The organism is Paraburkholderia megapolitana (genome assembly GCF_007556815.1).
Classification (GTDB): Bacteria; Pseudomonadota; Gammaproteobacteria; order Burkholderiales; family Burkholderiaceae; genus Paraburkholderia; species Paraburkholderia megapolitana.
Map to the genome: position 1 here is coordinate 687,753 of NZ_CP041743.1, position 20,592 is coordinate 708,344.

Genomic DNA, 20,592 nt, shown 5'->3' on the forward strand with positions numbered 1-20,592 from the left:
ACGCTATGAACGACGCCATCGACCCCGCCCTCGTCGCGGTGCTCGCGCAGTTATGGCGCGCGGAACAGGAAACGCCGGGCCATGCATGGTCGCTGGCAAAACTGGCGAAGCAGGCCGGCCTGCCGATGAGCGACTTGCGACGTCAACTAACAGCGCTCGTCGACAGCGACATCGTCGAGACGACCTTCACCGAGGAAGGCACGGGCACCGCGCGGCTGAGCGAGGCGGGCCGGTCGCTGTGCGCTGAGGTATTCGGCAGTCCGGGTGCTTGAGAGACGGCGCGGCCGCGTTCGCGGGTTGCACTTGTTATAGTTCCTCGGGCATGGTGCTTGCACTTACTTACCGTCGTCACTGCTGTCACGCTCCCGACCACAAGGACCACCATGGACACGCTCTCTTCAGAAAAACTGCAGACAGTGGCCCGCAAGCAGGCGTCGTGGGCCATCGGCGCACTCAGGCAATTCTCGGCTAACCGCTGTGCGGCGATGGCCGCGGGCATCGCGTTCTATGCAGCGTTCTCGCTGGCGCCGACGCTCGTGATGGTGATCGCGATCGCCGGCTGGTTCTTCGGCGCCGAGGCCGCGCGCGGCGAACTGTTCCGCGAAGTTCACGGCGTGCTCGGCAACGAAGCGGCCGCCGGCATCACGACGATCGTCGAGAACGCACACCGCAGCGGCAATGCAGGCGGCATCGCCGCGATCATCTCGTTCGCGGCACTCGCGATCGGTGCGTCGGCAACGTTCTCGTCGCTCAACAGCGCGCTCAATATGGTGTGGCCGCCGGTGGGGACGCGCTCGTCGAGCGTGGTCGCGCTTGTGCGTGTGCGTCTGATCTCGTTCAGTCTCGTGCTCGGCGTCGCATTCCTGCTGATCGTGTCGCTGGTGCTCGACACTGCGATCACGTTCGTCGGTCAGTGGCTGTGGGGCAATTCGCCTTACGTAGTGATCGGCAATGTGCTGCAGTTGATCGTCGGCCTGCTCGTCCTCGCGTTCGCCTTTGCCGCGCTACTCAAGTTTTTGCCCGATGCCGTGGTGCGCTGGCAGGACGCGATGGTGGGCGGGCTCGTCGCCGCCGTACTGTTCTCCGCGGGCAAGAAGCTGTTCGCGTTGTACCTCGCGCATGCGGGCATGGCGAATTCGTTCGGCGCAGCGGGCTCGCTCGCCGTGCTGTTGATGTGGCTGTATTTCTCGGCGGCCGTGCTGTTGCTTGGCGCCGAATTCTCCGCGGCCCGCGGCCGGTTGCACGATCCGCGCGGCGCATGGGGCCTGCAGGATAGCGAACCGCCGCCAGGCAGTCGCGCCAAGCTGGCTTCGGTGATCGCGGCTTCGACGGTTGCCGCCGGAGCGCAACGCCGACGCGACCTGCAGGATTCGCTGACGGCCGATCCTGCGTCCGCCTTGTCGCTTCCTCAAGTCGCCGATACGGACGCGGACGCGCCCCCCGAAACGCCCGCGACAAACGGTGCGGTGCGCTTCGGCCGCACGGTGGTTCGCGTCGAAAACCAGGCTACACGGGCAGCCGCCGCGACGCTGGTGCAGGCCGGCCGTGGCGCCGTCGCCGCCGATCGCTACGTGAAGCGACATCCGTGGGGCTCGCTGCTGCTGGCCGCGGGCGCCGCGCTGGTCGTGACCGCGGTCGCGGGTCGCCGCAACGGCGACAGCGAGCCTCCGGCCGCAGCCAACGACGACCGTTGATCCCGCCGCGCAGCGCATTGCGCGCTTAGTCTCATCGCGAAGATCTGTCCATCTTTGTCTGCCGGTTAGCGCGCAAATCGCATAAAAAAGATGCTAACAATCACCTGACGAACACCAATCGACATACCGGATTTATTACGTATAGCCTTCAAAACGATGTCCGAATTGTAAATAGCTCCACACGCACTCTCAACAAAACAACAATAATGCAATATCAGAGAGATAATATTGTCAAATTTGGAACAGTCGTCGAAAGGCTTTATATACAAGGCTTTGAGCGATATGTCACATTTTGGAGACAGTGATTTTTTTTCAGTTCTTACACATAGACACACTGCGCTATTCTCCTTTCCGCAACAACGAAACTAATCATCTGCGTGGAGAAATGGATGAAACGAATCGCACTATCTACCCTCTCGCTGGCCCTTCTGGGTGCCGCCGGCGCAGCCCACGCTCAAAGCAGCGTGACCCTGTACGGTGTGCTGGACGACGCGTTCCAGTACGTGCACAACGCCAATACAGATAACAAGAGCTTCGTCGGCCTGGTCGGCGGCAACATGCAGGGCAATCGCTGGGGCCTGAAAGGCACCGAAGATCTGGGCGGCGGTCTGAAGGCCATCTTCCAGTTGGAAAACGGTTTTGATCCGAACAGCGGCAAGCTCAACCAGGGCGGCCGGGAATTCGGACGTCAGGCCTACGTCGGCCTGACGAGCGACCAGTACGGTACGGTCACCCTCGGCCGTCAGTACGACCCGGTCGTCGACCTGGTCCAGCCGGTCACGGCAGACAACTACTGGGGCTCGACGTTCACGACCCCGGGCGACGTCGACAATAACGACAACAGCTCGCGCACGAACAGTGCTGTCAAGTACACGTCGCCGGTATTCGGTGGTCTCCAGTTCGAAGGCATGTACGCATTCGGTGGCGTCGCAGGCTCGATCAGTTCAGGACAGACCTGGTCTGGCGCAGTCAGCTACGCAACGGGTCCGTTCAGCCTCGCGGCCGGTTACATCCGCATGAACAACTCCAACACGGCGGCACTGCGTGCGGGCGGCTTCAATGCGACGTCGGACGCCACGTTCGACTCGACGATCAACAACCAGTTCATAACGGCCAAGTCGATCGGTATCGCTTCGGTCGCTGGCCAATATGTGATCGGGCCGATCACCGCTGGCATCCGTTACAGCAACGCGCAGTACAAGCCGGACGCGTTGTCGGGATTCGGTGCGACGGAGCGTTACAACGTCGGTGCAGGTTTCGTGAACTACCAGTTGACGCCGGCTGCGCTGCTCGGTCTGGGCTACACCTTTACGCACGCTTCGGGCAACGGCCCGTCGGCGACGTATAACCAGATCTCGCTGGGTGGCGATTACAACCTGTCGAAGCGTACTGACGTCTATGCCGTTGGTGCCTACCAACGCGCAAGCGGTAGCGGTGTAACTGCAACCGTGGCCGACTATGGCTACCCGTCGGACTCGACGGCACAGGAAATTTTCAGCGTGGGTATCCGTCACAAGTTCTAAGCATGACGTGATGCGCAGCTGAAGTTCCAGCTGTCATGAGCCAGCCTGAGGCGCCAAGCCGAAGGCTGGCTTTTTTATTGGCGGTTGCGTCGGGGCGGTTGCGTTGAGGCTGTCGCGTTGACGCGATTGTGTGGTGTTGGCTCGTTGGGGGTGATCGCGTTGGGTGGCATCGTAGTGGCCGCGTGAGGGCTCAGGCGGCAGCCACGGCACCGTACTACTTCACCGCCGCGCTTTCTCTTTTGCTGCCTGCGCGAGGGTCTGCTCAGGCATCGCGTCGGTGGCATTGGCAGCCGCCGGACCGCGATAGGTCACCGAGGCACGCTCGCGCTGCGCCAGCGGCACATCGGCGGTCTCAAGCCAGTCCGGATCGGGAATTTCACTGAACACCTGGCGCAGCCGCTCGCCCCAGGTGCGGTGGATCATCTGATAGTACGTGTTGTCCTGATCGATCGACACGAAGCGTGTGACGTGCAGCGCATCGGTTTCGTACACCAGCAGATCGAGCGGCAGGCCCACCGAGAGATTCGAGCGCAGCGTCGAATCCATCGAAATCAGCGCGCATTTTGCCGCTTCGTCGAGCGGCGTGGCAGGCGTCAGCACGCGGTCGATGATCGGCTTGCCGTACTTCGACTCGCCGATCTGGAAGTACGGGCATACCGTCGATGCCTCGATGAAATTGCCGGCCGCGTAAATCATGAAAAGTCGCGGCGTCTGCGGCTTGCCGTCGATACCGATCTGTCCACCCAGAATAAAGCTGCAATTGAAGTCGACGCCGAATTCCTGCAACGCCGGCGCTTCACGCTGATGCACGGCACGCACCGCATCCCCGACGACCCGCGCCGCGTCCGCCATCGTCCCGACCGTCCACAACGTGGGGCGGCCGTCGTCCGACGGTTCGCTCAGCACGTGCAGCACGGCCTGAGTCAGCGACAGATTGCCCGCGCCCAGCAATACGAGCACCCGTTCGCCGGGTTGCTCGAATACCGACATCTTGCGCGCGGTGCTGATGTGATCGACGCCCGCATTGGTCCGGGTGTCCGACAGGAACACGAGACCGTCGTCGACGCACATCGCGACACAGTAAGTCATGGATAGATCCGCTAGAAAAAGACCCGCTATTGTAATACTCCGCGGCGCAACCCCGTTCGTCACGAAATCGGGCACGTCTTGACGCCCTGGTTCATCGACGTCATCGATGTCATCCACGTGCAGCCCGAACATCGAGGGCCCATGAAAAATCCCCACGGACGTGAGCCCGTGGGGATCGTGTACTGCCTGTCTGCGGAAAACGCCGTTGCCCCGAAAGGCACCGACGTCTCGCGCGAGATCAGCTCGCTGCTGCGTCCTTCAGCTTCTTCAGCGCACGTGCCTTGATGCGCACGCTTGCCGGCTTGGCCGGGAACCAGCGCTCTTCACCCGTGAACGGGTCCTTGCCGAAGCGCTTCTTCTTCGCCGGCACTTGCTGCGCGACGATCTTCAGCAGACCCGACAACGTGAATTCGCCAGCACCCTTCTTGTGCACCGAGCCGAGGATCGTGTCTTCGAGTGCAGCCAGAACAGCCTTGGCAGCCTTCGGTTCAACACCAGCACGTTCTGCGACATGAGCAGCCAGCGAGGCCTTCGTGAAGGTGTCCTTGATCGGCGACGGAGCGCCGGACGCCTTCACGGCGACCTTCTTAGCTGCAGCTTTTTGCGCAGGCACTTTCTTCGCAGCAACCTTTTTGGCAGCTGCCGGTGCGGCCTTCTTGGCCACCTTTTTTGCGGAAGTCGGCATGTTTCTCCTACCTGTTGTGGTCAGTGAATGCACGAAGTGCACACGGTATGCGTGCACTTCAACGCCGGATTCTACAAGCGCTATAGCGTTTCGCGCGAATCTTTTGTGCGTCACAGGCGGGGTTTGTTGCGTGGCGCTGACTCTCGGGTGCATTTTGAGGCTTGTTTCAAGGGGTAAACGTGAGTCTCGCGTGAACTTCGCATGATTCGCACGTGCACCACGCATGAACTCGCATCGTGTTTTTAGACTACCCGTACCCCCTTCCCGGCATCGAAACCGCAGTTATGGCGACCAGTGACCCGTCGCTGGCCACGCGACCTGTGCCGTAATTCCCCGCAATATTCCGCCATAGTCGACACGCAACCCGCTCAACGCACCAGCTTCGGCATCAGTCGCGCGAGCTTCGTCAGCGCCTCGTCGATGTGATCGGCGCCAATGCCGCCGTAACCGAAGATCAATCCCGGCCGCGGCCGGGCCCGTACATAGAACGGCGCGAGTCCGTACAGGCCGATCGATGCATCGCGTGCCGCGGCGATCAGCGTTGCTTCGGAAAGCGGCACCTTCAGATGCGCGGCAAGGTGAATCCCGGCAATCGGCGCGGTCGGCTCGAACCATGCGCCGAGCGGACCGCGCAGATGCGACAGCAGACGCATGCGGCGCGTCACGTAGATCTTGTGCATGCGGCGCAGATGCTTCGCGAAATCGCCATTGAGCATGAACGCCGCGAGCGCAGTCTGCGTAAGCGTGCAGCCATGCCAGTCGCCAAGTTGGCGCGCCTTGCGCAACGGTCCGCCGAGCGATGCCGGCGGCACCACATAACCGACCCGCAGCTCGGGGAAAAGCGTCTTCGAGAAGGTGCCGACGTAGGCGACGAGACCGGCGCGATCGAGCGTCTTCAGCGGTTCGATTGCGCGGCCGTCGAAGCGGAATTCGCAGTCGTAGTCGTCCTCGATGATCAGCGCGTCGCGCTGTTCCGCCCATTCGAGCAACGCGACGCGCCGCTCGAGCGACATCGGCATGCCGAGCGGAAACTGGTGCGACGGCGTCACATAGACGAGCCGTGCGTTTTTCGGCAGCTTCGCGACGATCAGTCCTTCTGCGTCGACGGGGACCGGCACCACCTTCGCGCCGAGCGCCGCGAAACATTCGCGTGCCGGCGGGTAACCGGGATCCTCGACAACGGCCACATCGCCGGGACGCAATGTGATGCGCGCCAGCAGATCGAGCGCATGCTGTGCGCCCTGGGTGACGAACACGTCTTCCCAGTTGCTGTTCACCGCGCGGCTGAAGGCCAGATAACGCGACACCGCGAGTCGCAGGTCCTGTTCGCCGGCAGATTCGCGATACATCCCGCGGCCGCGCGCCTGGACTCGCAGCGCGTGGTTCACGCAGCGACGCCACACGTCGAACGGAAACAGCGCCTTGTCCGTCATACCGCCGACGAAGTCGTACGGCGATCCGACGATCGGCCGCGGCAGCATCGATGCATCGCGCAGTTGTTCCCAGACAGGTCGGGCCCGCACGCGCGCCTTCGTCCGCGTGCGGGCGGCTTCAACCTCGCGGATCTGCGCGGAGCGTCCGGCGGGCAGTCGCTGCAACCCCTCGGCAACGAAGGTGCCAGAGCCCGCGCGCGCACTCAGATAACCTTCGGCGAGCAGCCGCTCGAATACGTCGAGCGTCGTCTTGCGCGACACGCCGAGCCGGGTGGCGAGATCGCGGGTCGACGGCAAACGCGTGCCGCCGGCTAGCCGCCCTTCGATAATCCCTTCCCTCAGTTGCCGGTAGATCTGCCCTGCCAGGTCGTGCCGACCCTCGACTGCAATGTGGATGTCCATCGGAAGTGGTTACCTGAGATATTCCAGAAATGGCTATTTTGCACGACCACAATGAGATTTAAGCTTGATCCATGGCCCCAATCGCGGGCGCATTCAACTGGAGCAAACCATGCAATCACGTCTCGACTTCTATAAAGCCAGCCCGAACGGCACCAAGGCCATGCTGGCGCTGGAAGAACAGGTCAGCAAAAGCAGCATCGAAAAACCGCTCGCCGAACTGGTGCGGCTGCGCGCATCGCAGATAAACGGCTGCGCCTTCTGCGTCGACATGCATACCGCCGACGCGCGCAAGGGCGGCGAAACCGAACGTCGCCTCGCCACCGTCACGGTGTGGCGCGAAACGCCGTTCTTCACCGACCGCGAGCGCGCCGCGCTGGAATGGACCGAAGCGCTCACGCTCATCGCGCAGACGCACGTACCCGACGCGGCCTGGGAGGCGGTCAAGCCGCACTTCACCGACCAGGAAATCACCGACCTCACGATGCTGATCATCGCGATCAACGGCTGGAACCGGATCGCCGTGTCGTTCCGCATGATGCCGGCCTGAACGGGTGCCGGTGTCGCCCTGCAGCGCACTTCGGACGCGGGCGGCAACCGGCTAGGGCGATAGCGACCGCGCAGCCTGCGCGGTCGCTGCCCGCTTTTTCCTCTGAATGTCTCGTTAGAACCACTCCCCTCGCAGCGCCATCCCCGGCTTGCGCTACCTCGCCCTATCCGGCGATTTCCCTCTTCGCTACCCCGCTCCACCGAAAATGCCGCCCATACAGGCGGACAGGTGTAATATTTTCGGTGCCTTTATGCGCGAAAACGTTAAATCATGATCGAAGCAGAAGACCGCGACACCGCCGTGCAGAGCTTCATCGAGCCGTCGGAGTTAATACGGGTTACCGCATTCGAACGCTTTAAAAGTGAACCGTGCGCTGCGACCGCGCTTTTCGACGTAGCGCACCGCGGCAGACCAGTTGGCCTGTTGCTGCGAGCCCGTATGGACGCCGCTGCGCACCCGGGCACACGACAATCGAAAAAATGTCGGGAAAAGCGTCTTAATATGGCGCACGGCGCCGCGCGCCGGGAAATGTTTCGGAGGCAGCCTGCCAGCGCGATCGATTAAGTCATGGGTTCAAACCGTTACACCGTTTTCTTTTTTTGCTTTGCCTCTTTTAACGATTGATTCTAGCTTCACCATTCAGCTCGTATAAACGTCACAGGGGTAGCTCGTATGTCCAAAGATATGACGACCGGCAATTCAGGCACGAATCAGAGCAAGGTCAAGCTCATCAAGTGGGGGATCATCGGCCTCGGCATCATTGTCGTCGCCCCGCTCGTGGTTCTGCTGATCAAGGGGCTGGTCGGCCTCATCGCGGCCGCGGTCATCGGGCTCGCGGCAATCAATTTCGCGCCGGTCATCGCGATGAAGTTCGCGAACCAGAAGGTCAAGATGATGGTCAACGAGGCGGGCACGAACCCGATCGAGACGCTCTATAACCAGTTGGCGGAAAAGGAACAGGCCGCGCAGAAGTTCAAGGACAGCATTACCGGCTTCCGCACGGAAGTCGCGAACTTCGCGACCAAGACCGCGCAATTCAAGAAGCAGTATCCCGACGACGCCGAGCGCTTCGAAGCGCAACTGGCCACGATGAACAAGCTGCTGACCTTCCGCGAGCAACGCTACAAGCAGGTTCAGTCGGAACTGCAGAATTTTTCGAACGCAATCGATCGCGCGAAGGCGCTGTGGGACATGTCGCAATCGGCGCAGCGCATGAACAAGATTGCCGGCATGCAAACCAGCAATACCTTCGAGCAGATCAAGACGGATGCCGCCATCGACGCCGTGACCAATTCGGTGAACAAGGCCTTCTCGGAAATGGAAACCTCGCTGATGGACAACCCGGAAGTTCAGCAGGCCCAGCAGGCGGCGAACGCAAGCCTTCTGACAGCGGGATCGGGGGCGTCATCCACGCCGCTCGCATCGCCGCAGATCGCCTCGAAACAGTAAGCAGCGAAACAGCACTCTCGACACGTCCAACTACCGAACAGACACAATGAAAAAAATACTAGGCTCGGCAATCTTTCTGGTCATTCTCGTTGCGGGATGGCTGATCTATCAGGGCGGTCTGGTACAACGCCTGGCGTCGCCTTCGTCGTCGTCATCGTCGACGCAGACCAGTTCCAGCGACAACTCGAATTCCAGCGGCAACGGCAATAACAACAGTAACAGCGGCAGCAGTAGCAACAACAGCAGCAGTAATGCCAGCACGAACGTCGTGCAATCGGTCGCGGTGGACGGGTTCGTGCCGAACAAGAACACGCTGAAATCGATTGTGACAAACGGCGTAGTCCGCATCAGCGTAGAGAATCCGTCGCGCCCGTTCTACTCGGAAGACGGCGGCAAACCGCAGGGCTTTAACGTCGACTTCGCGAAGCTGCTGTTCGCGCAGAAGGAATTCACTTCGGGAGACCACAGCACGATCAAGGTCGATACCGGCCACGGCGTGGACACCTACCCGGCCGTCCCCGCGCAGCTCACGCAGACCGACAAGGACGGCAACGCCACCGTCGACATCGCGATGGACGGCCTGACGTTCTCCGACGACACGCCCAACGGCGTGGTCTACACGGTGCCCTACATCGATGACTTCGGTTACGCGCTGATCGTACGCAAGGGTTCGTCGATTCATTCGACAGCCGACCTGGCCGGCAAGAAGATCGGCATCCTGCAGGGCGACCCCGACGTCAAGGCGTTTGTGACGAAGGCGTTCCCGAGCAACCAGGTGGTCGAGTTGTCCGATGCCAGCATCAACGGCGAGCGTTCGTGGATGGCGCACTTCCTGAACAACGGACAAGTCGACGCGATCGTCTATGACTACCCGTTCGGTGTCGCGGAAATTGAAGGCACCGACCTGACTTTCGCGGTCAGCAAACTGGAAGGTTCGAACCTCGCGTACAAGATCGGCGTGCGCAAGAGCGATAACGACCTGCTGGTGTACCTGAATTCGGCGATCGCCAAGGTCAGGCAATCGCCCGAGTATCTCGATCTGCTGCGCAAATACTTCATCAGCAACCAGATCGCGACGACCGCCGCACAGGGCAACGAGAAGACCTACATCGTGAAGTCGGGCGATACGTTGAACCTGATCGCATCGAGCCAGTTGGGCAGTTCCGCGCGCTACGTCGAGATCCAGCGACGCAACAACCTGCCGAACCCCAACCTGATCCTGGTCGGGCAGCGGCTCGTGATTCCGCGCGGCTAGGCGGTAAACGCGCAGCACAGCGCGAATGCATCTCGTAGTGACAAAACGGCCCCGGCATCGTCTGCCGGGGCCGCTTGCTTTAGTGCGTTTCTGCGTGCGCTAGTAGGTGCGTTCGCACACGTGAAACCCATCGATCAATACGGCAACACCTAAATGACCGTCATTGCGCCGCAGCGGCCAACGTACCCGAATCGCGCTGCGCATTTTCGCGCGCTTCGTCGGTGCAGCGCTGATGTTCGCGCGAGAGGCGACGCATCAGCGGCAGCAGCAGTACAGCCACCACCACGCCCGCCGCGGCAAGCCAGCCAAGCCCGGTGAAGAGCTTCGTGTACAGCGGCAGCGACTGCACCGCCGTGAGATCGCCGGAAGGCATCTGCGCAAAATTCGCGACCACGCTGCCAAGATACTGCGACACACCGGTCGCGACGAAGTACGCACCCATCATGAAACCGCTCATGCGGACCGGCACGTAGCGCGCGATCATCGCGAGGCCGAGACCACTCACCAGCAGTTCGCCGAGCGAGTACAGCCCGTAGCCGCCGACCATGAACCACGACGACACGCGACCGTCCACCGCGTAGCGGCCGCTCAGCGCATAGACGAAGAACCCCGCCGACACCACCGCAAAGCCCAGCGCATATTTCACGGCAACCGGCACGTCCTTGCCGCTGCGTGCGAGCCGCGTGTACAACAGCGCGAGGATCGGACTCAGCACCATGATCCAGATCGGATTGAGCGCCTGGAATTGCGCGGCGCTCCACGAGAACAGCGACACACCGAACAGCGAGAACCGCGGGTCGACGTTACGCAGCGCGAACAGCGTGAGCGATGTCGACATCTGCTGATAGAACACGAAGAACAGAATGACCTGCAACGTCAGGATCAGCGCGGCGACGAGGCCTGCGCGTTCGGAGCGTTCGCAGCGCGTCAGCATGTAACCGAAGATGCCGAGAATCGCGACGCCGGCCGCATACACGCAGGCCACGGCGATGCTCTTGTGCTGCAGCACGTAGGTCGTCGCGACGGCAAGCGCAATCGCGCCCAGCACCAGTACGCCGACGGCTTTCCAGCGGATCGGTTCGGCATCCGGCGCGGAGCCGATATGCGCGAGCGAGCGGTACAGAACGAGGAAATTCAGCACACCGAGCAGCATGCCCGCACAGCACACGCCGAAAGCCGCGTGCCAGCCCCAGTGATCTTTAATCCACGGCGTGGCAAGCATCGAGCAGGTCGAGCCGATGTTGACCGCCATGTAGTAGATCGTGAACGCGCTGTCGATCCGCGCATCGTCGCCTTCGTAAATGCGCCGCACGAGGTTCGCCGCGTTCGCCTTGAAGAGCCCGTTGCCGACCACGATCACGCCGAGCGATGCGTACATGTGGCCCAGCGCATCGGTGGGCATTGCCAGCATCAGATAGCCGGCGGCCAGCACGAGTGCCCCGCAAATCATCGTACGACGCGTGCCGAGAATCTTGTCGCCGATCCAGCCGCCAACCGACGGCGCCGCATACACCAGCGCCGTGAACGCGCCCCACGTGAGCGTGGCGTGGCTGTCCGAGAAACCGAGCCGGTTGACCATGAACAGCACGAGCAGCGCGGCCATACCGTAGTAGCCGAAACGCTCCCACATTTCGATCAGAAAGACCGTCGAGAACGATCGGGTCTGGGAAACGGGTGAATTCATCATGTACCTCGTGTTCATACACTAACGCCGACGCGCACAGGCCGCGCGCGTCGCAGGAAAACCAGTCTGGAGATCGTCGGATGCCGGCGTGCGTAATGCAGCGCCGGATCGTGCGTACGAACGCGTCTGTCGAGCACGTTCATCTGCACGTCGAAACGGAAAAACCAGGGAATAGGAGGGCAGCCCGGCACGCAATGAATCGCGTAACATGGCGCCGCGGCTCCGGTTTGCGGAACGGGCGCAATGATAATGCATGACGGGAAAACCGTGCCGCGGTGCCGGCAAAGCGGGCTGGCCGGCGGTAGACGTTGCTGCGCTGTGCGGGCAACGGCCCTGCGTCAGGCAGACGGGAAAGCTCGGAGTAGAAATTGTGGTCCATTTCGGTCATACGCGGGCGATCCGGGTGGAATCGGTCCGACTTGCAGCCGTTGCAGGATCGCTGCGCACGGGATTGAGTGTCGCAAGCAGACCGAAAAGTTGTGCCGGCCGGCGAGCGCTCGCGATTCTCCCGACGAACGCTCAACGCGTCACTCCGGGAATGCACTGATATCAAAGCGCATCGCCGCCGCCCGTCTTGCTTTGCGGGGCGACCGTTACGCCTTCCTTGCCCACTGCGTAAGGAAGACGTTATGCGGATCGAGTCGAATCCCTTAATCTCCTGACTGACGCAGATTTCAGCGGGGACGGTGCGGGTTCTACGGCATCTTTCACGTCGTTCTGCGGTCAGACGTGAGGCTTCTGGCAACATAGTGCGTTTTCCCTGCATGTTTCCAAGTCATGCGCCACGGTGCACAACCCCTTGCCCAGTGTTGCGCAGGCTATCAAACAAGATTTACTTACATCAAACAAATTTTGACGGGGTGATTTCGTCCTGCTATGGTCTCGACACTCGAAAAGAAGGATCCGGCGCTTGCGCTGGGTAGCAAGATACGCGCACTGCGGCAACGCCTGAAGCGCACCCTCGACGACACGGCAAGCGCGGCCGGCATTTCAAAGCCGTTCCTGTCGCAGGTCGAGCGAGGCCTGGCGTCGCCGTCCATCACGTCGCTGGCGGGCATTGCCCATGCGCTTGGCGTGAAAGTGCAGTACTTCGTGGACACGCCCAGCGAAGAACGCTCGGTGTGCCGCGGGGATCAGCTGAAGTTTTTCGGGTTTGCCGACTCGGCCAACCTGTTTGCCCGGATGACCAATCTGTCCGGGGGTCGCCAGCTGGAGGCGATTCTCGTCAAGATGCCGCCCGGGCAGAAGCGTTCGGAAGTCACGACGCACGCGGGCGAAGAGTTTTTGTACGTGATCGCCGGCGAGGTATCGTTGACACTGGAAGGCAAGACGTTCGTCCTGCACGCGGGTGACAGCGCGCATTATGAATCGACGGTGCCGCATAGCTGGGCGAATACGGCCCGTGCGGAATCGACTGTCGTCTGGGTGGGTACGCCGAGACTGTTTTAGATCGCAGGCATTTCAGATCGGCCGGGTCCGACGCATCGAATCGCATGCCTGCGTTACGAATTGTAAGGATTCCTCGATGCTGGACAGACAACAGGGGCCGCCCCGGCCCCGCCCAGGCTAATCACCGGGCGCGTGGCCGCGCACGCCAGCAGTGTTCCCCTCACCCTTTCTGCCACCTTACCTATGAAAAAAACGTCCGCCCTCGCGACGGCGCTGACCGCGCTCACCTTCGCGTCTACCCTCGCACTTACTCTCCCCGCCGGTGCCGTTACGGTCCCCGCAGGCGTCGCGCTCTCTCCCAGCCAGGAAATCACCCGCCAGGTGCGCGGCGAGGTCGAGTCGCTCGACCCCGCGCACATCGAGTCGTGGAACGGCAATACGGTCGGCCTGGACCTGTTCGAGGGCCTGACGCGCATCGACGCGAGCGGCGCGGTGGTACCGGGTGTGGCGCAGTCGTGGACGCGCACCGGGCCGGACACATGGGTATTCAAGCTGCGTCATGACGCAAAGTGGAGCAACGGCCAGCCTGTCACGGCAGCGGACTTCGTCTATGCGTGGCAGCGCGTCGTCGATCCGAAAACCGGCTCGAAGTACACGATCCTCGTTGAATTCGTGAAAAACGCGAAGGCCGTGATTGCCGGCAAGATGCCGCCGTCGGGCCTCGCCGTACGCGCAGCTGATCCCTACACGCTCGAAGTCACCACCGAAGTGCCGGCCGCGTTCTTCCCCGAACTCACGGCCATGGCGACGATGGCGCCGGTCGATCGCGCGACGGTGACGAAATTTGGCGACGCATGGACGCGCCCCGGCAACCTGGTAGGCAACGGCGCCTATGCGTTGACCGACTGGCAGCCGAACAACCGCATCGTGATGGTGAAGAACACGCACTACTGGAACGCGCCGAAAGTGGTGATTTCGAAGGTGACGTACCTGCCGATCGAAGACAACGAAACGGCCATGCGCATGTATCAGGCCGGTCAGATGGATTACACGTACTCGATTCCGTCGGGTATCTATGCGCAGGTTTCGAAGCAGTTCGGCGGCGAGCTGCGCACCGGCCTGCAGATCGCGACCTACTACTACAGCCTCGACAACAGCAACCCGGCGTTCAAGGATGTGCGCGTGCGTCAGGCACTGTCGATGGTTCTGGACCGCGACCTGCTCACTTCGAAGCTCACGCAAGCCGGCGAAGAGCCGATGTACGGCCTGATCGTGAAGGGCACCAAGGGCGCGGGCGTCTTCACCCCCGACTGGGCCTCGTGGCCGATGGCCAGGCGCATCGACTATGCGCGCAACCTGCTGAAGCAGGCCGGCTATTCGGACGCCAAGCCGCTCACGTTCACGCTGACGTATGACACCAACGACCTGCACAAGAAGGTCGCCCTCTTCGTCACCTCCGAATGGCGTACCAAGCTCGGCGTCACCGCCAAGCTCGAAAACGTCGAGTACAAGGTGCTGCTCAAGGAGCGTCACGACGGCAAGGTACAAGCATCGCGCGACGGCTGGTTCGTCGACTACAACGACGCCATGTCGTTCTTCGATCTGATCCGCTGCGGCAGCGTGCAGAACGACCAGCACTATTGCAACCCGAAGGTCGACGCACTGATCGCCCAGGGCAACCAGCAGACCGACGACGCAAAGCGCACCGCGCTGCTCACCCAGGCGCACGCTCTCGCCATGAACGACTACCCGCTGATTCCGCTGTTCCAGTACTCGGCGGACCGGCTCGTGAAGTCGTATCTGGGCGGCTATCTGCCGACCAACTACATCGACATGCGCTCGTCGCAGGACCTGTACGTGATCAAGCACTGAGCACCGGAGTCCCGTCATGCTGGCGTACACCCTCAGACGCACGCTATGGGCGATCCCGACGATCCTCGCCGTGATCACCGCGTGCTACCTGCTGCTGCATCTGACTCCCGGCGGGCCGTTCGACACCGACAAGCATCTGTCGGCCGCCGTGATGGCCAACCTCAATGCGAAGTACCACCTCGATCTGCCGCTCTGGCGGCAGTACCTGCTGTATCTGAACTCGCTGCTGCACGGCGACCTCGGGCCGTCGTTCCGCTATGTCGACTGGTCGGTCAACGATCTGGTGTGGCATGCGCTGCCGGTGAGCCTCGGCGTAGGCGGCGTGTCGGTGCCGATCGCACTCGCGATCGGCGTACTGCTCGGCACGTTCGCCGCGGTCCGGCGCGACAGCATCATCGATCACATCGTGATGGTGCTCGGCAATATCGGCAACGTGATCCCGCCGTTCGTACTCGGCCCGGTGCTCGTGTGGGTCTTCGCGATCCTGCTGAAAACCTCGAACGGCGACGGCCTGCTGCCCGCCGGCGGCTGGGGCAACGGCGAATGGCGCTACCGCGTGCTGCCGATCGTGCTGCTCACCATCATCAACGTCGCCGCGATTGCGCGCGTCATGCGCGGCAGCATGATCGAAGTGCTGTCCGGCAACTTCATCCGCACGGCGCGCGCGAAGGGCCTGCCGGGCCGCACGATCATCATGCGTCACGCGATGAAACCGGCGCTGATGCCGGTCGTCTCGCTGCTCGGTTCGATCTGCATCTCGTCGATCACCGCCGCGGTCGTCACCGAGTCGGTGTTCGCGCTGCCCGGGCTCGGGCAGCTCGTCGTGAACGGCGCGATCAACCGCGACTACACGCTGGTGCTTGGTCTCGTCGTACTGACCACCGCCGTGGCCGTCCTGTTCAACCTGCTGGTCGACCTCGCGTATGCATGGCTCGACCCGCGCATCCGCTACTGATCCCATGAGCCGCCTCTCTCCTGCTCTCGACGCGTCGCCGGCCGCGGTCGCGCCGCCGCGCTCGCGCAGCCCGTTCGCCACCGCCTGCGCACGCTTCCTGCGCAATCGCGCGGGGATGGCCGGGCTCGTCATCCTGCTGCTGATCGTGATCGCGTGTTTCGTCGGCCCATGGCTGCTGCCCAACGATCCGATCAACAGCGACTGGGGGTCGATCAGCCTGCCGCCGACCTGGCAGAACGCACACTGGTTCGGTACCGACGAACTCGGTCGCGACCTGCTCGTGCGTACGCTGGTTGGCGGTCGCGTATCGCTCGAAGTCGGTCTGCTCGGCACGCTCGTGTCGGGCCTGTTCGGCGTCGCGTGGGGCGCGACGGCGGGCTACCTCGGCGGACGCATCGATTCGGGGATGATGCGTATCGTCGACATGATGTACGCGATCCCCTACATGCTGATCGCCATCCTGATGATGACGCTGTTCGGCCGCGCGTTTTATCTGGTCGTGCTGACCATCAGCGCGTTTTCGTGGCTCGACATGGCGCGCGTGGTGCGCGGCCAGACGCTGTCGCTGCGCACGCGCGAATTCGTCGACGCCGCACGTGCGATCGGCATCGGCTCGCGTCCGATCATCACGCGTCACATCGTGCCGAACCTGATCGGCGTTGTGGTCGTGTATGCGACCGTTACGGTGCCCAACATCGTGCTGACCGAATCGGTGCTGTCGTTCCTCGGTCTCGGTGTGCAGGAACCGATGACGAGCTGGGGCGTGCTGATCCAGGACGGCGCGCAGAAGCTCGAATCGATGCCGTGGCTGCTGCTGTGTCCCGCTGTGATGCTGTGCGCGACGCTCTATTGCGTGAGTTTCGTCGGCGACGGTCTGCGCGACGCGCTCGACCCGAAGGAGCGTTGAGATGACCCTGCTGGAAGTGAAAGACCTGAGCGTGCGCTTCACGCGCCGCGACCGCCCGCCCGTCGATGCGGTGCAGCGCGTGTCGTTCTCGCTCGACGCGGGCCAGACGCTCGGCATCGTCGGCGAATCGGGCTCGGGCAAGAGCCAGACCGTGATGGCGCTGCTTGGTCTGCTGGCCTCGAACGGCCACGTATCGGGCGAAGCGAATTATCGCGGCGAAAACCTGCTGGGGATGAAAGAAGGCGCGCTGAACAAGATTCGCGGCGACCGCATCGGCATGGTGTTCCAGGACCCGATGACGTCGCTCAATCCGTTCCTGACGATCGAACGGCAGATGACCGAGACGCTGCAACTGCATCGCGGCGTCTCGCGCCGTGAAGCACGCCGCCGCGCGATCGAAACGCTCGAAACGGTGCGCATTCCAGACGCCGCACGACGCATCGGCATGTACCCGCACGAGTTCTCCGGCGGTATGCGCCAGCGCGTGATGATCGCGATGACGCTGCTGCTCGAGCCCGAGATCCTGATCGCCGACGAGCCGACCACCGCGCTCGACGTCACCGTGCAGGCGCAGATCATCGAACTGCTGCGCGAGCTGAACCGCGAGCGCGGCACGGCGATCGTATTGATCACGCACGACATGGGTGTGGTGGCTGGTCTGTGCGACGACGTGATGGTGATGTACGCCGGCCAGACCGTCGAACAGGCGAGCGCCGCAACGCTGTTCGCCGCGCCGACGCATCCGTACACGATCGGCCTGCTCAACGCACTGCCGCGCCTCACCGACGACGACGCGCTCGACTACGACCGCGACGCACCGCTGCGCACGATCCCCGGCAATCCGCCGATGCCGGGTCACCTCGGCGCGGGCTGTGCGTTCGCACCGCGCTGCGCCTACGCGCTCGATGTGTGCCGCACGACACCGCCAACGCTCGCCTCGACAACGACTCCGCCGGTCGGTCCAGGCAAAGCGCCGGGCACCGCGCGCCGCGCGTGCCATCGTCCCGTCAATGAAATTGTGGAGGCACTGCCATGACCACGCCGGCTGTGAACCTCGATACTTCGACCGTGCTCTCGGTCAGCGACCTGAAGGTACATTTCCGCGTCTCGCGCGGCGGCTTGCCGTGGTCGGGCAAAGCGACCTTGCGCGCAGTCGACGGCGTGACGTTCGACGTGCGCCGCGGCGAAACCGTGGGACTCGTCGGCGAGTCGGGCTGCGGCAAGTCGACGCTCGCGCGCGCGATCGTCGGTCTCGTACCGGTCAGTGCCGGCAGTGTGCAATGGCTCGGCGCGGAAACCGTACATGCGGCAGGCCACGCGACCCGGCGCGATACGACGCAACTGCGCCGCGACGTGCAAATGATTTTCCAAGACCCGCTGGCTTCGCTCGATCCGCGCATGACGATCGAACAGATCGTCGCCGAACCGCTCACGACGCATCGCCCCGGCGTCGGCCGCGAAGACGTGCGCCGCCGTGTGCTTGCGATGCTCGAGCGCGTCGGGTTGAATTCGCAACATCTGCGGCGCTATCCGCATGAGTTTTCCGGCGGTCAGTGCCAGCGTGTAGGCATCGCACGCGCGCTGATCGGCGAGCCGCAACTGGTGATCTGCGACGAACCCGTATCGGCACTCGACGTGTCGATCCAGGCGCAGATCGTCAACCTGCTGCGCGATCTGCAGCGCGAACTGCAGCTCTCGATGCTGTTCGTCGCCCACGACCTCGCCGTGGTCAAGGCTATCAGCCAGCGCGTGCTCGTGATGTACCTGGGCCGCGTGATGGAGTTCGGCGACCGTCAGGACGTGTACAAGACGCCGCGCCATCCGTACACGCGCGCGCTGCTGTCTGCGGTACCGGTACCCGATCCGGCGATTGAAAAGGCACGCAAGCATCTGCTCCTGCGCGGCGAAATTCCGTCGCCGCTGTCGCCACCGTCGGGCTGCGCATTCCGCAACCGCTGCCCCGAAGCCATCGATGCCTGTGCAAGCGAAACGCCGTTACCGCTCACGCGCGGCACCGGCACGGCACGCATCGCGTGCATTCGCGTCGGCGCCGACTAGACGCATATCCCCCAACCCTGAAGTAATCCTTTCCCGACAGGGCTGACCCGCCCTGTCGCTGGAGACGCTCGTCCTGCTACCGCAGAACGGGCAAACGCGTGGACTGGCCGACCGTCAGTCGAAGATTCAACACCATAAAAAAGAGATCTAGATGAAAAGCACCCTTTCTCGACCCGAAACATCAAGAAACACCTGGCTGATGCTCGGCCTGCCCGCACTGACTGCGCTCGCAGCGACAGCCAGCGCATACGCAGACGACGCGATGCCAGCAGTTACTGGCGTTGCCGCGCGAACGGCAGCGGCCATCACACTCGCACAAACGTCACCCGTCGGTCCCACGCCGACCGAGAACGTCATCGTCAACGCGGAAGCCGACCAGATCCAGCTACCGCCCACACCGCTATCGAGCCAGGCGAAAAGCAACGGCTTTATCGCCGATAGCCACCTCGACCTGCAATTCCGCAATTACTCCGACTATCTGGAGGTCAAGGGCGGTCCGCGTCGCCACTCATGGGTACAGGGCGCGCAGGCGAACTACCAGTCGGGTTACACGCAGGGGCTGATCGGCTTCGGCGTCGATGCGTCGTTATTCGGTGCGCTGAAACTCGACGGAGGCCAGGGCGCTGGCAACATGGTGCACGTCGCGCCTGGCGGCGGCTCGAACCAGCTTGCGTGGGCTTATCCGGGCATGTACGACATCAAGGGACGCATTTCGGAAACCGTCGTCAAGTACGGTCTGCAGACCGTGTCGAATCCGTTCCTCGAGCCGCACGACAACCGCGCATTGCCGCCGACCTTCCTCGGCGTGTCGCTCGTCAGCAAGGACGTGAAGGACATGTCGCTCGAAGCCGGCAGCTTCACGAAAACCGATGCGCGCGGGCAAACGCGTCTGACCTCGCTGAGCACCTCGTACGGCGGCGTGAAGTTCGACCGGCTGAGCTATGTGGGCGGCAACTGGAACTACTCGCCGAACGGCACGCTGTCGCTGTACGCGGACCAGGCCGACAACGTATGGCGCCAGTACTTCGCTTCGGTCACGCACTCGATCGGCGATCCGTCGACGGTGAAGTGGACCGGCCTCGCCAACATCTACTCGACGCACGACACCGGCAACGCGCTGGAAGGCCACATCAACAGCAACGCGTACAGCCTCGCGTTGTCCGCGCAGCACGGCGCGCATTCGCTGCTGCTCGGCTACCAGCAGGTGCTCGGCAACCAGTTCTTCGACTACGTGAACGAAACCAACGGCATCTATCTGACCAACTCGATGGACGTCGACTACAACGCGCCGCACGAGAAATCGCTGCAGTTGCGCTATTCGGTGGACGGCAAGTATCTCGGCTTGCCGGGCTTCAAGGCGATGCTGTGGGGGCTGACCGGTTGGGGTGCGGATGCATCGGCAGAAGCGGCGGCGAACGCATCGGTGTCGAGTCCGTTCCACGATCTGTACTGGAAGAACGGCGAACCGGTGCACGGCCGTCATCACGAGATCGGTTTTATTCCGAGCTATACGCTGCAAAGCGGTCGCTTCAAGGATACGAAGATCACCTTCATCGCGATGTGGCACGTCTCGCAGGCGCACTACTCGGACAGCAACAACATGGAATACCGGCTGGTGGTCAATGTGCCGGTCAAGGTGTTCTAGGTCAT

Annotated in this window: 18 protein-coding genes; 14 read left to right on the plus strand and 4 right to left on the minus strand. The window is 62.5% G+C overall.

Features of this window, described 5'->3' with window-relative positions; all coding sequences use genetic code 11:
* Positions 1-5: 5 nt before the first annotated feature.
* The 3 genes from FNZ07_RS02950 (at position 6) to FNZ07_RS02960 (ending at position 3,217) form a co-directional block, all read left to right on the plus strand.
* The gene (locus tag FNZ07_RS02950; RefSeq protein ID WP_091008243.1) at positions 6-272 is read left to right on the plus strand and encodes a helix-turn-helix domain-containing protein; all 267 of its coding nucleotides are present in this window, start codon (positions 6-8) and stop codon (positions 270-272) included.
* A gap of 111 nt (positions 273-383) precedes the next feature.
* Entirely contained in the window at positions 384-1,694 is a 1,311-nt protein-coding gene (locus FNZ07_RS02955; RefSeq protein ID WP_091008246.1) for a YihY/virulence factor BrkB family protein, read from the plus strand.
* A 389-nt stretch (positions 1,695-2,083) separates the two neighbouring features.
* Positions 2,084-3,217, plus strand: a complete 1,134-nt coding sequence (locus FNZ07_RS02960; protein WP_091008248.1) for a porin — start codon at positions 2,084-2,086, stop codon at positions 3,215-3,217.
* Between the two features lie 219 nt (positions 3,218-3,436).
* Here FNZ07_RS02960 and FNZ07_RS02965 read toward each other — a convergent pair whose 3' ends face one another.
* From FNZ07_RS02965 to pdxR, 3 genes are all read right to left on the minus strand, one after another.
* Positions 3,437-4,306, minus strand: coding sequence for a proteasome-type protease (locus tag FNZ07_RS02965; protein WP_091008251.1), 870 nt, complete (start codon positions 4,304-4,306; stop codon positions 3,437-3,439).
* Positions 4,307-4,544: 238 nt separating this feature from the next.
* Positions 4,545-4,991, minus strand: coding sequence for an HU family DNA-binding protein (locus FNZ07_RS02970; protein WP_091008254.1), 447 nt, complete (start codon positions 4,989-4,991; stop codon positions 4,545-4,547).
* Between the two features lie 368 nt (positions 4,992-5,359).
* The gene (pdxR, locus tag FNZ07_RS02975; RefSeq protein WP_091008255.1) at positions 5,360-6,826 is read right to left on the minus strand and encodes a MocR-like pyridoxine biosynthesis transcription factor PdxR; all 1,467 of its coding nucleotides are present in this window, start codon (positions 6,824-6,826) and stop codon (positions 5,360-5,362) included.
* Between the two features lie 109 nt (positions 6,827-6,935).
* On the opposite strand from pdxR, the gene FNZ07_RS02980 reads away from it, so the two are divergent.
* The 4 genes from FNZ07_RS02980 to FNZ07_RS02995 all read left to right on the plus strand — a co-directional run bounded on the left by FNZ07_RS02980 (position 6,936) and on the right by FNZ07_RS02995 (position 10,077).
* Positions 6,936-7,373, plus strand: a complete 438-nt coding sequence (locus tag FNZ07_RS02980) for a carboxymuconolactone decarboxylase family protein (RefSeq protein WP_091008258.1) — start codon at positions 6,936-6,938, stop codon at positions 7,371-7,373.
* 270 nt (positions 7,374-7,643) lie between these two features.
* Positions 7,644-7,937, plus strand: a complete 294-nt coding sequence (locus FNZ07_RS02985; protein ID WP_091008260.1) for a hypothetical protein — start codon at positions 7,644-7,646, stop codon at positions 7,935-7,937.
* Positions 7,938-8,045: 108 nt separating this feature from the next.
* A complete protein-coding gene (locus tag FNZ07_RS02990; protein WP_177228244.1) occupies positions 8,046-8,822 on the plus strand; it encodes a hypothetical protein in 777 nt (258 codons plus the stop codon).
* Positions 8,823-8,868: 46 nt separating this feature from the next.
* A complete protein-coding gene (locus tag FNZ07_RS02995) occupies positions 8,869-10,077 on the plus strand; it encodes a transporter substrate-binding and LysM peptidoglycan-binding domain-containing protein (protein WP_091008263.1) in 1,209 nt (402 codons plus the stop codon).
* A 160-nt stretch (positions 10,078-10,237) separates the two neighbouring features.
* Here FNZ07_RS02995 and FNZ07_RS03000 read toward each other — a convergent pair whose 3' ends face one another.
* Positions 10,238-11,764, minus strand: a complete 1,527-nt coding sequence (locus tag FNZ07_RS03000) for a peptide MFS transporter (protein WP_177228245.1) — start codon at positions 11,762-11,764, stop codon at positions 10,238-10,240.
* An 873-nt stretch (positions 11,765-12,637) separates the two neighbouring features.
* Between FNZ07_RS03000 and FNZ07_RS03005 the strand changes: the two genes are divergently transcribed.
* The 7 genes from FNZ07_RS03005 (at position 12,638) to FNZ07_RS03035 (ending at position 20,587) form a co-directional block, all read left to right on the plus strand.
* Positions 12,638-13,210 (plus strand): cupin domain-containing protein, encoded by a 573-nt coding sequence (locus FNZ07_RS03005; protein WP_091008268.1) that lies wholly within the window; start codon positions 12,638-12,640, stop codon positions 13,208-13,210.
* A 183-nt stretch (positions 13,211-13,393) separates the two neighbouring features.
* Positions 13,394-15,022 carry a peptide ABC transporter substrate-binding protein gene (locus FNZ07_RS03010; protein WP_091008272.1) on the plus strand — a complete coding sequence of 543 codons (1,629 nt, stop codon included), beginning with the start codon at positions 13,394-13,396 and terminating at the stop codon, positions 15,020-15,022.
* Between the two features lie 16 nt (positions 15,023-15,038).
* Positions 15,039-15,977 carry an ABC transporter permease subunit gene (locus FNZ07_RS03015; RefSeq protein WP_091008277.1) on the plus strand — a complete coding sequence of 313 codons (939 nt, stop codon included), beginning with the start codon at positions 15,039-15,041 and terminating at the stop codon, positions 15,975-15,977.
* Positions 15,978-15,981: 4 nt separating this feature from the next.
* Positions 15,982-16,884, plus strand: a complete 903-nt coding sequence (locus FNZ07_RS03020) for an ABC transporter permease (protein ID WP_091008281.1) — start codon at positions 15,982-15,984, stop codon at positions 16,882-16,884.
* 1 nt (position 16,885) lies between these two features.
* Positions 16,886-17,920 carry an ABC transporter ATP-binding protein gene (locus tag FNZ07_RS03025; RefSeq protein ID WP_091008285.1) on the plus strand — a complete coding sequence of 345 codons (1,035 nt, stop codon included), beginning with the start codon at positions 16,886-16,888 and terminating at the stop codon, positions 17,918-17,920.
* On the plus strand, positions 17,917-18,942 hold the full coding sequence (locus FNZ07_RS03030; protein ID WP_091008287.1) for an ABC transporter ATP-binding protein: 1,026 nt from the start codon (positions 17,917-17,919) through the stop codon (positions 18,940-18,942). Before FNZ07_RS03025 ends, FNZ07_RS03030 begins: the two co-directional genes overlap by 4 nt.
* Positions 18,943-19,093: 151 nt before the next feature.
* Entirely contained in the window at positions 19,094-20,587 is a 1,494-nt protein-coding gene (locus FNZ07_RS03035) for an OprD family outer membrane porin (protein ID WP_091008289.1), read from the plus strand.
* Positions 20,588-20,592 lie beyond the last annotated feature (5 nt).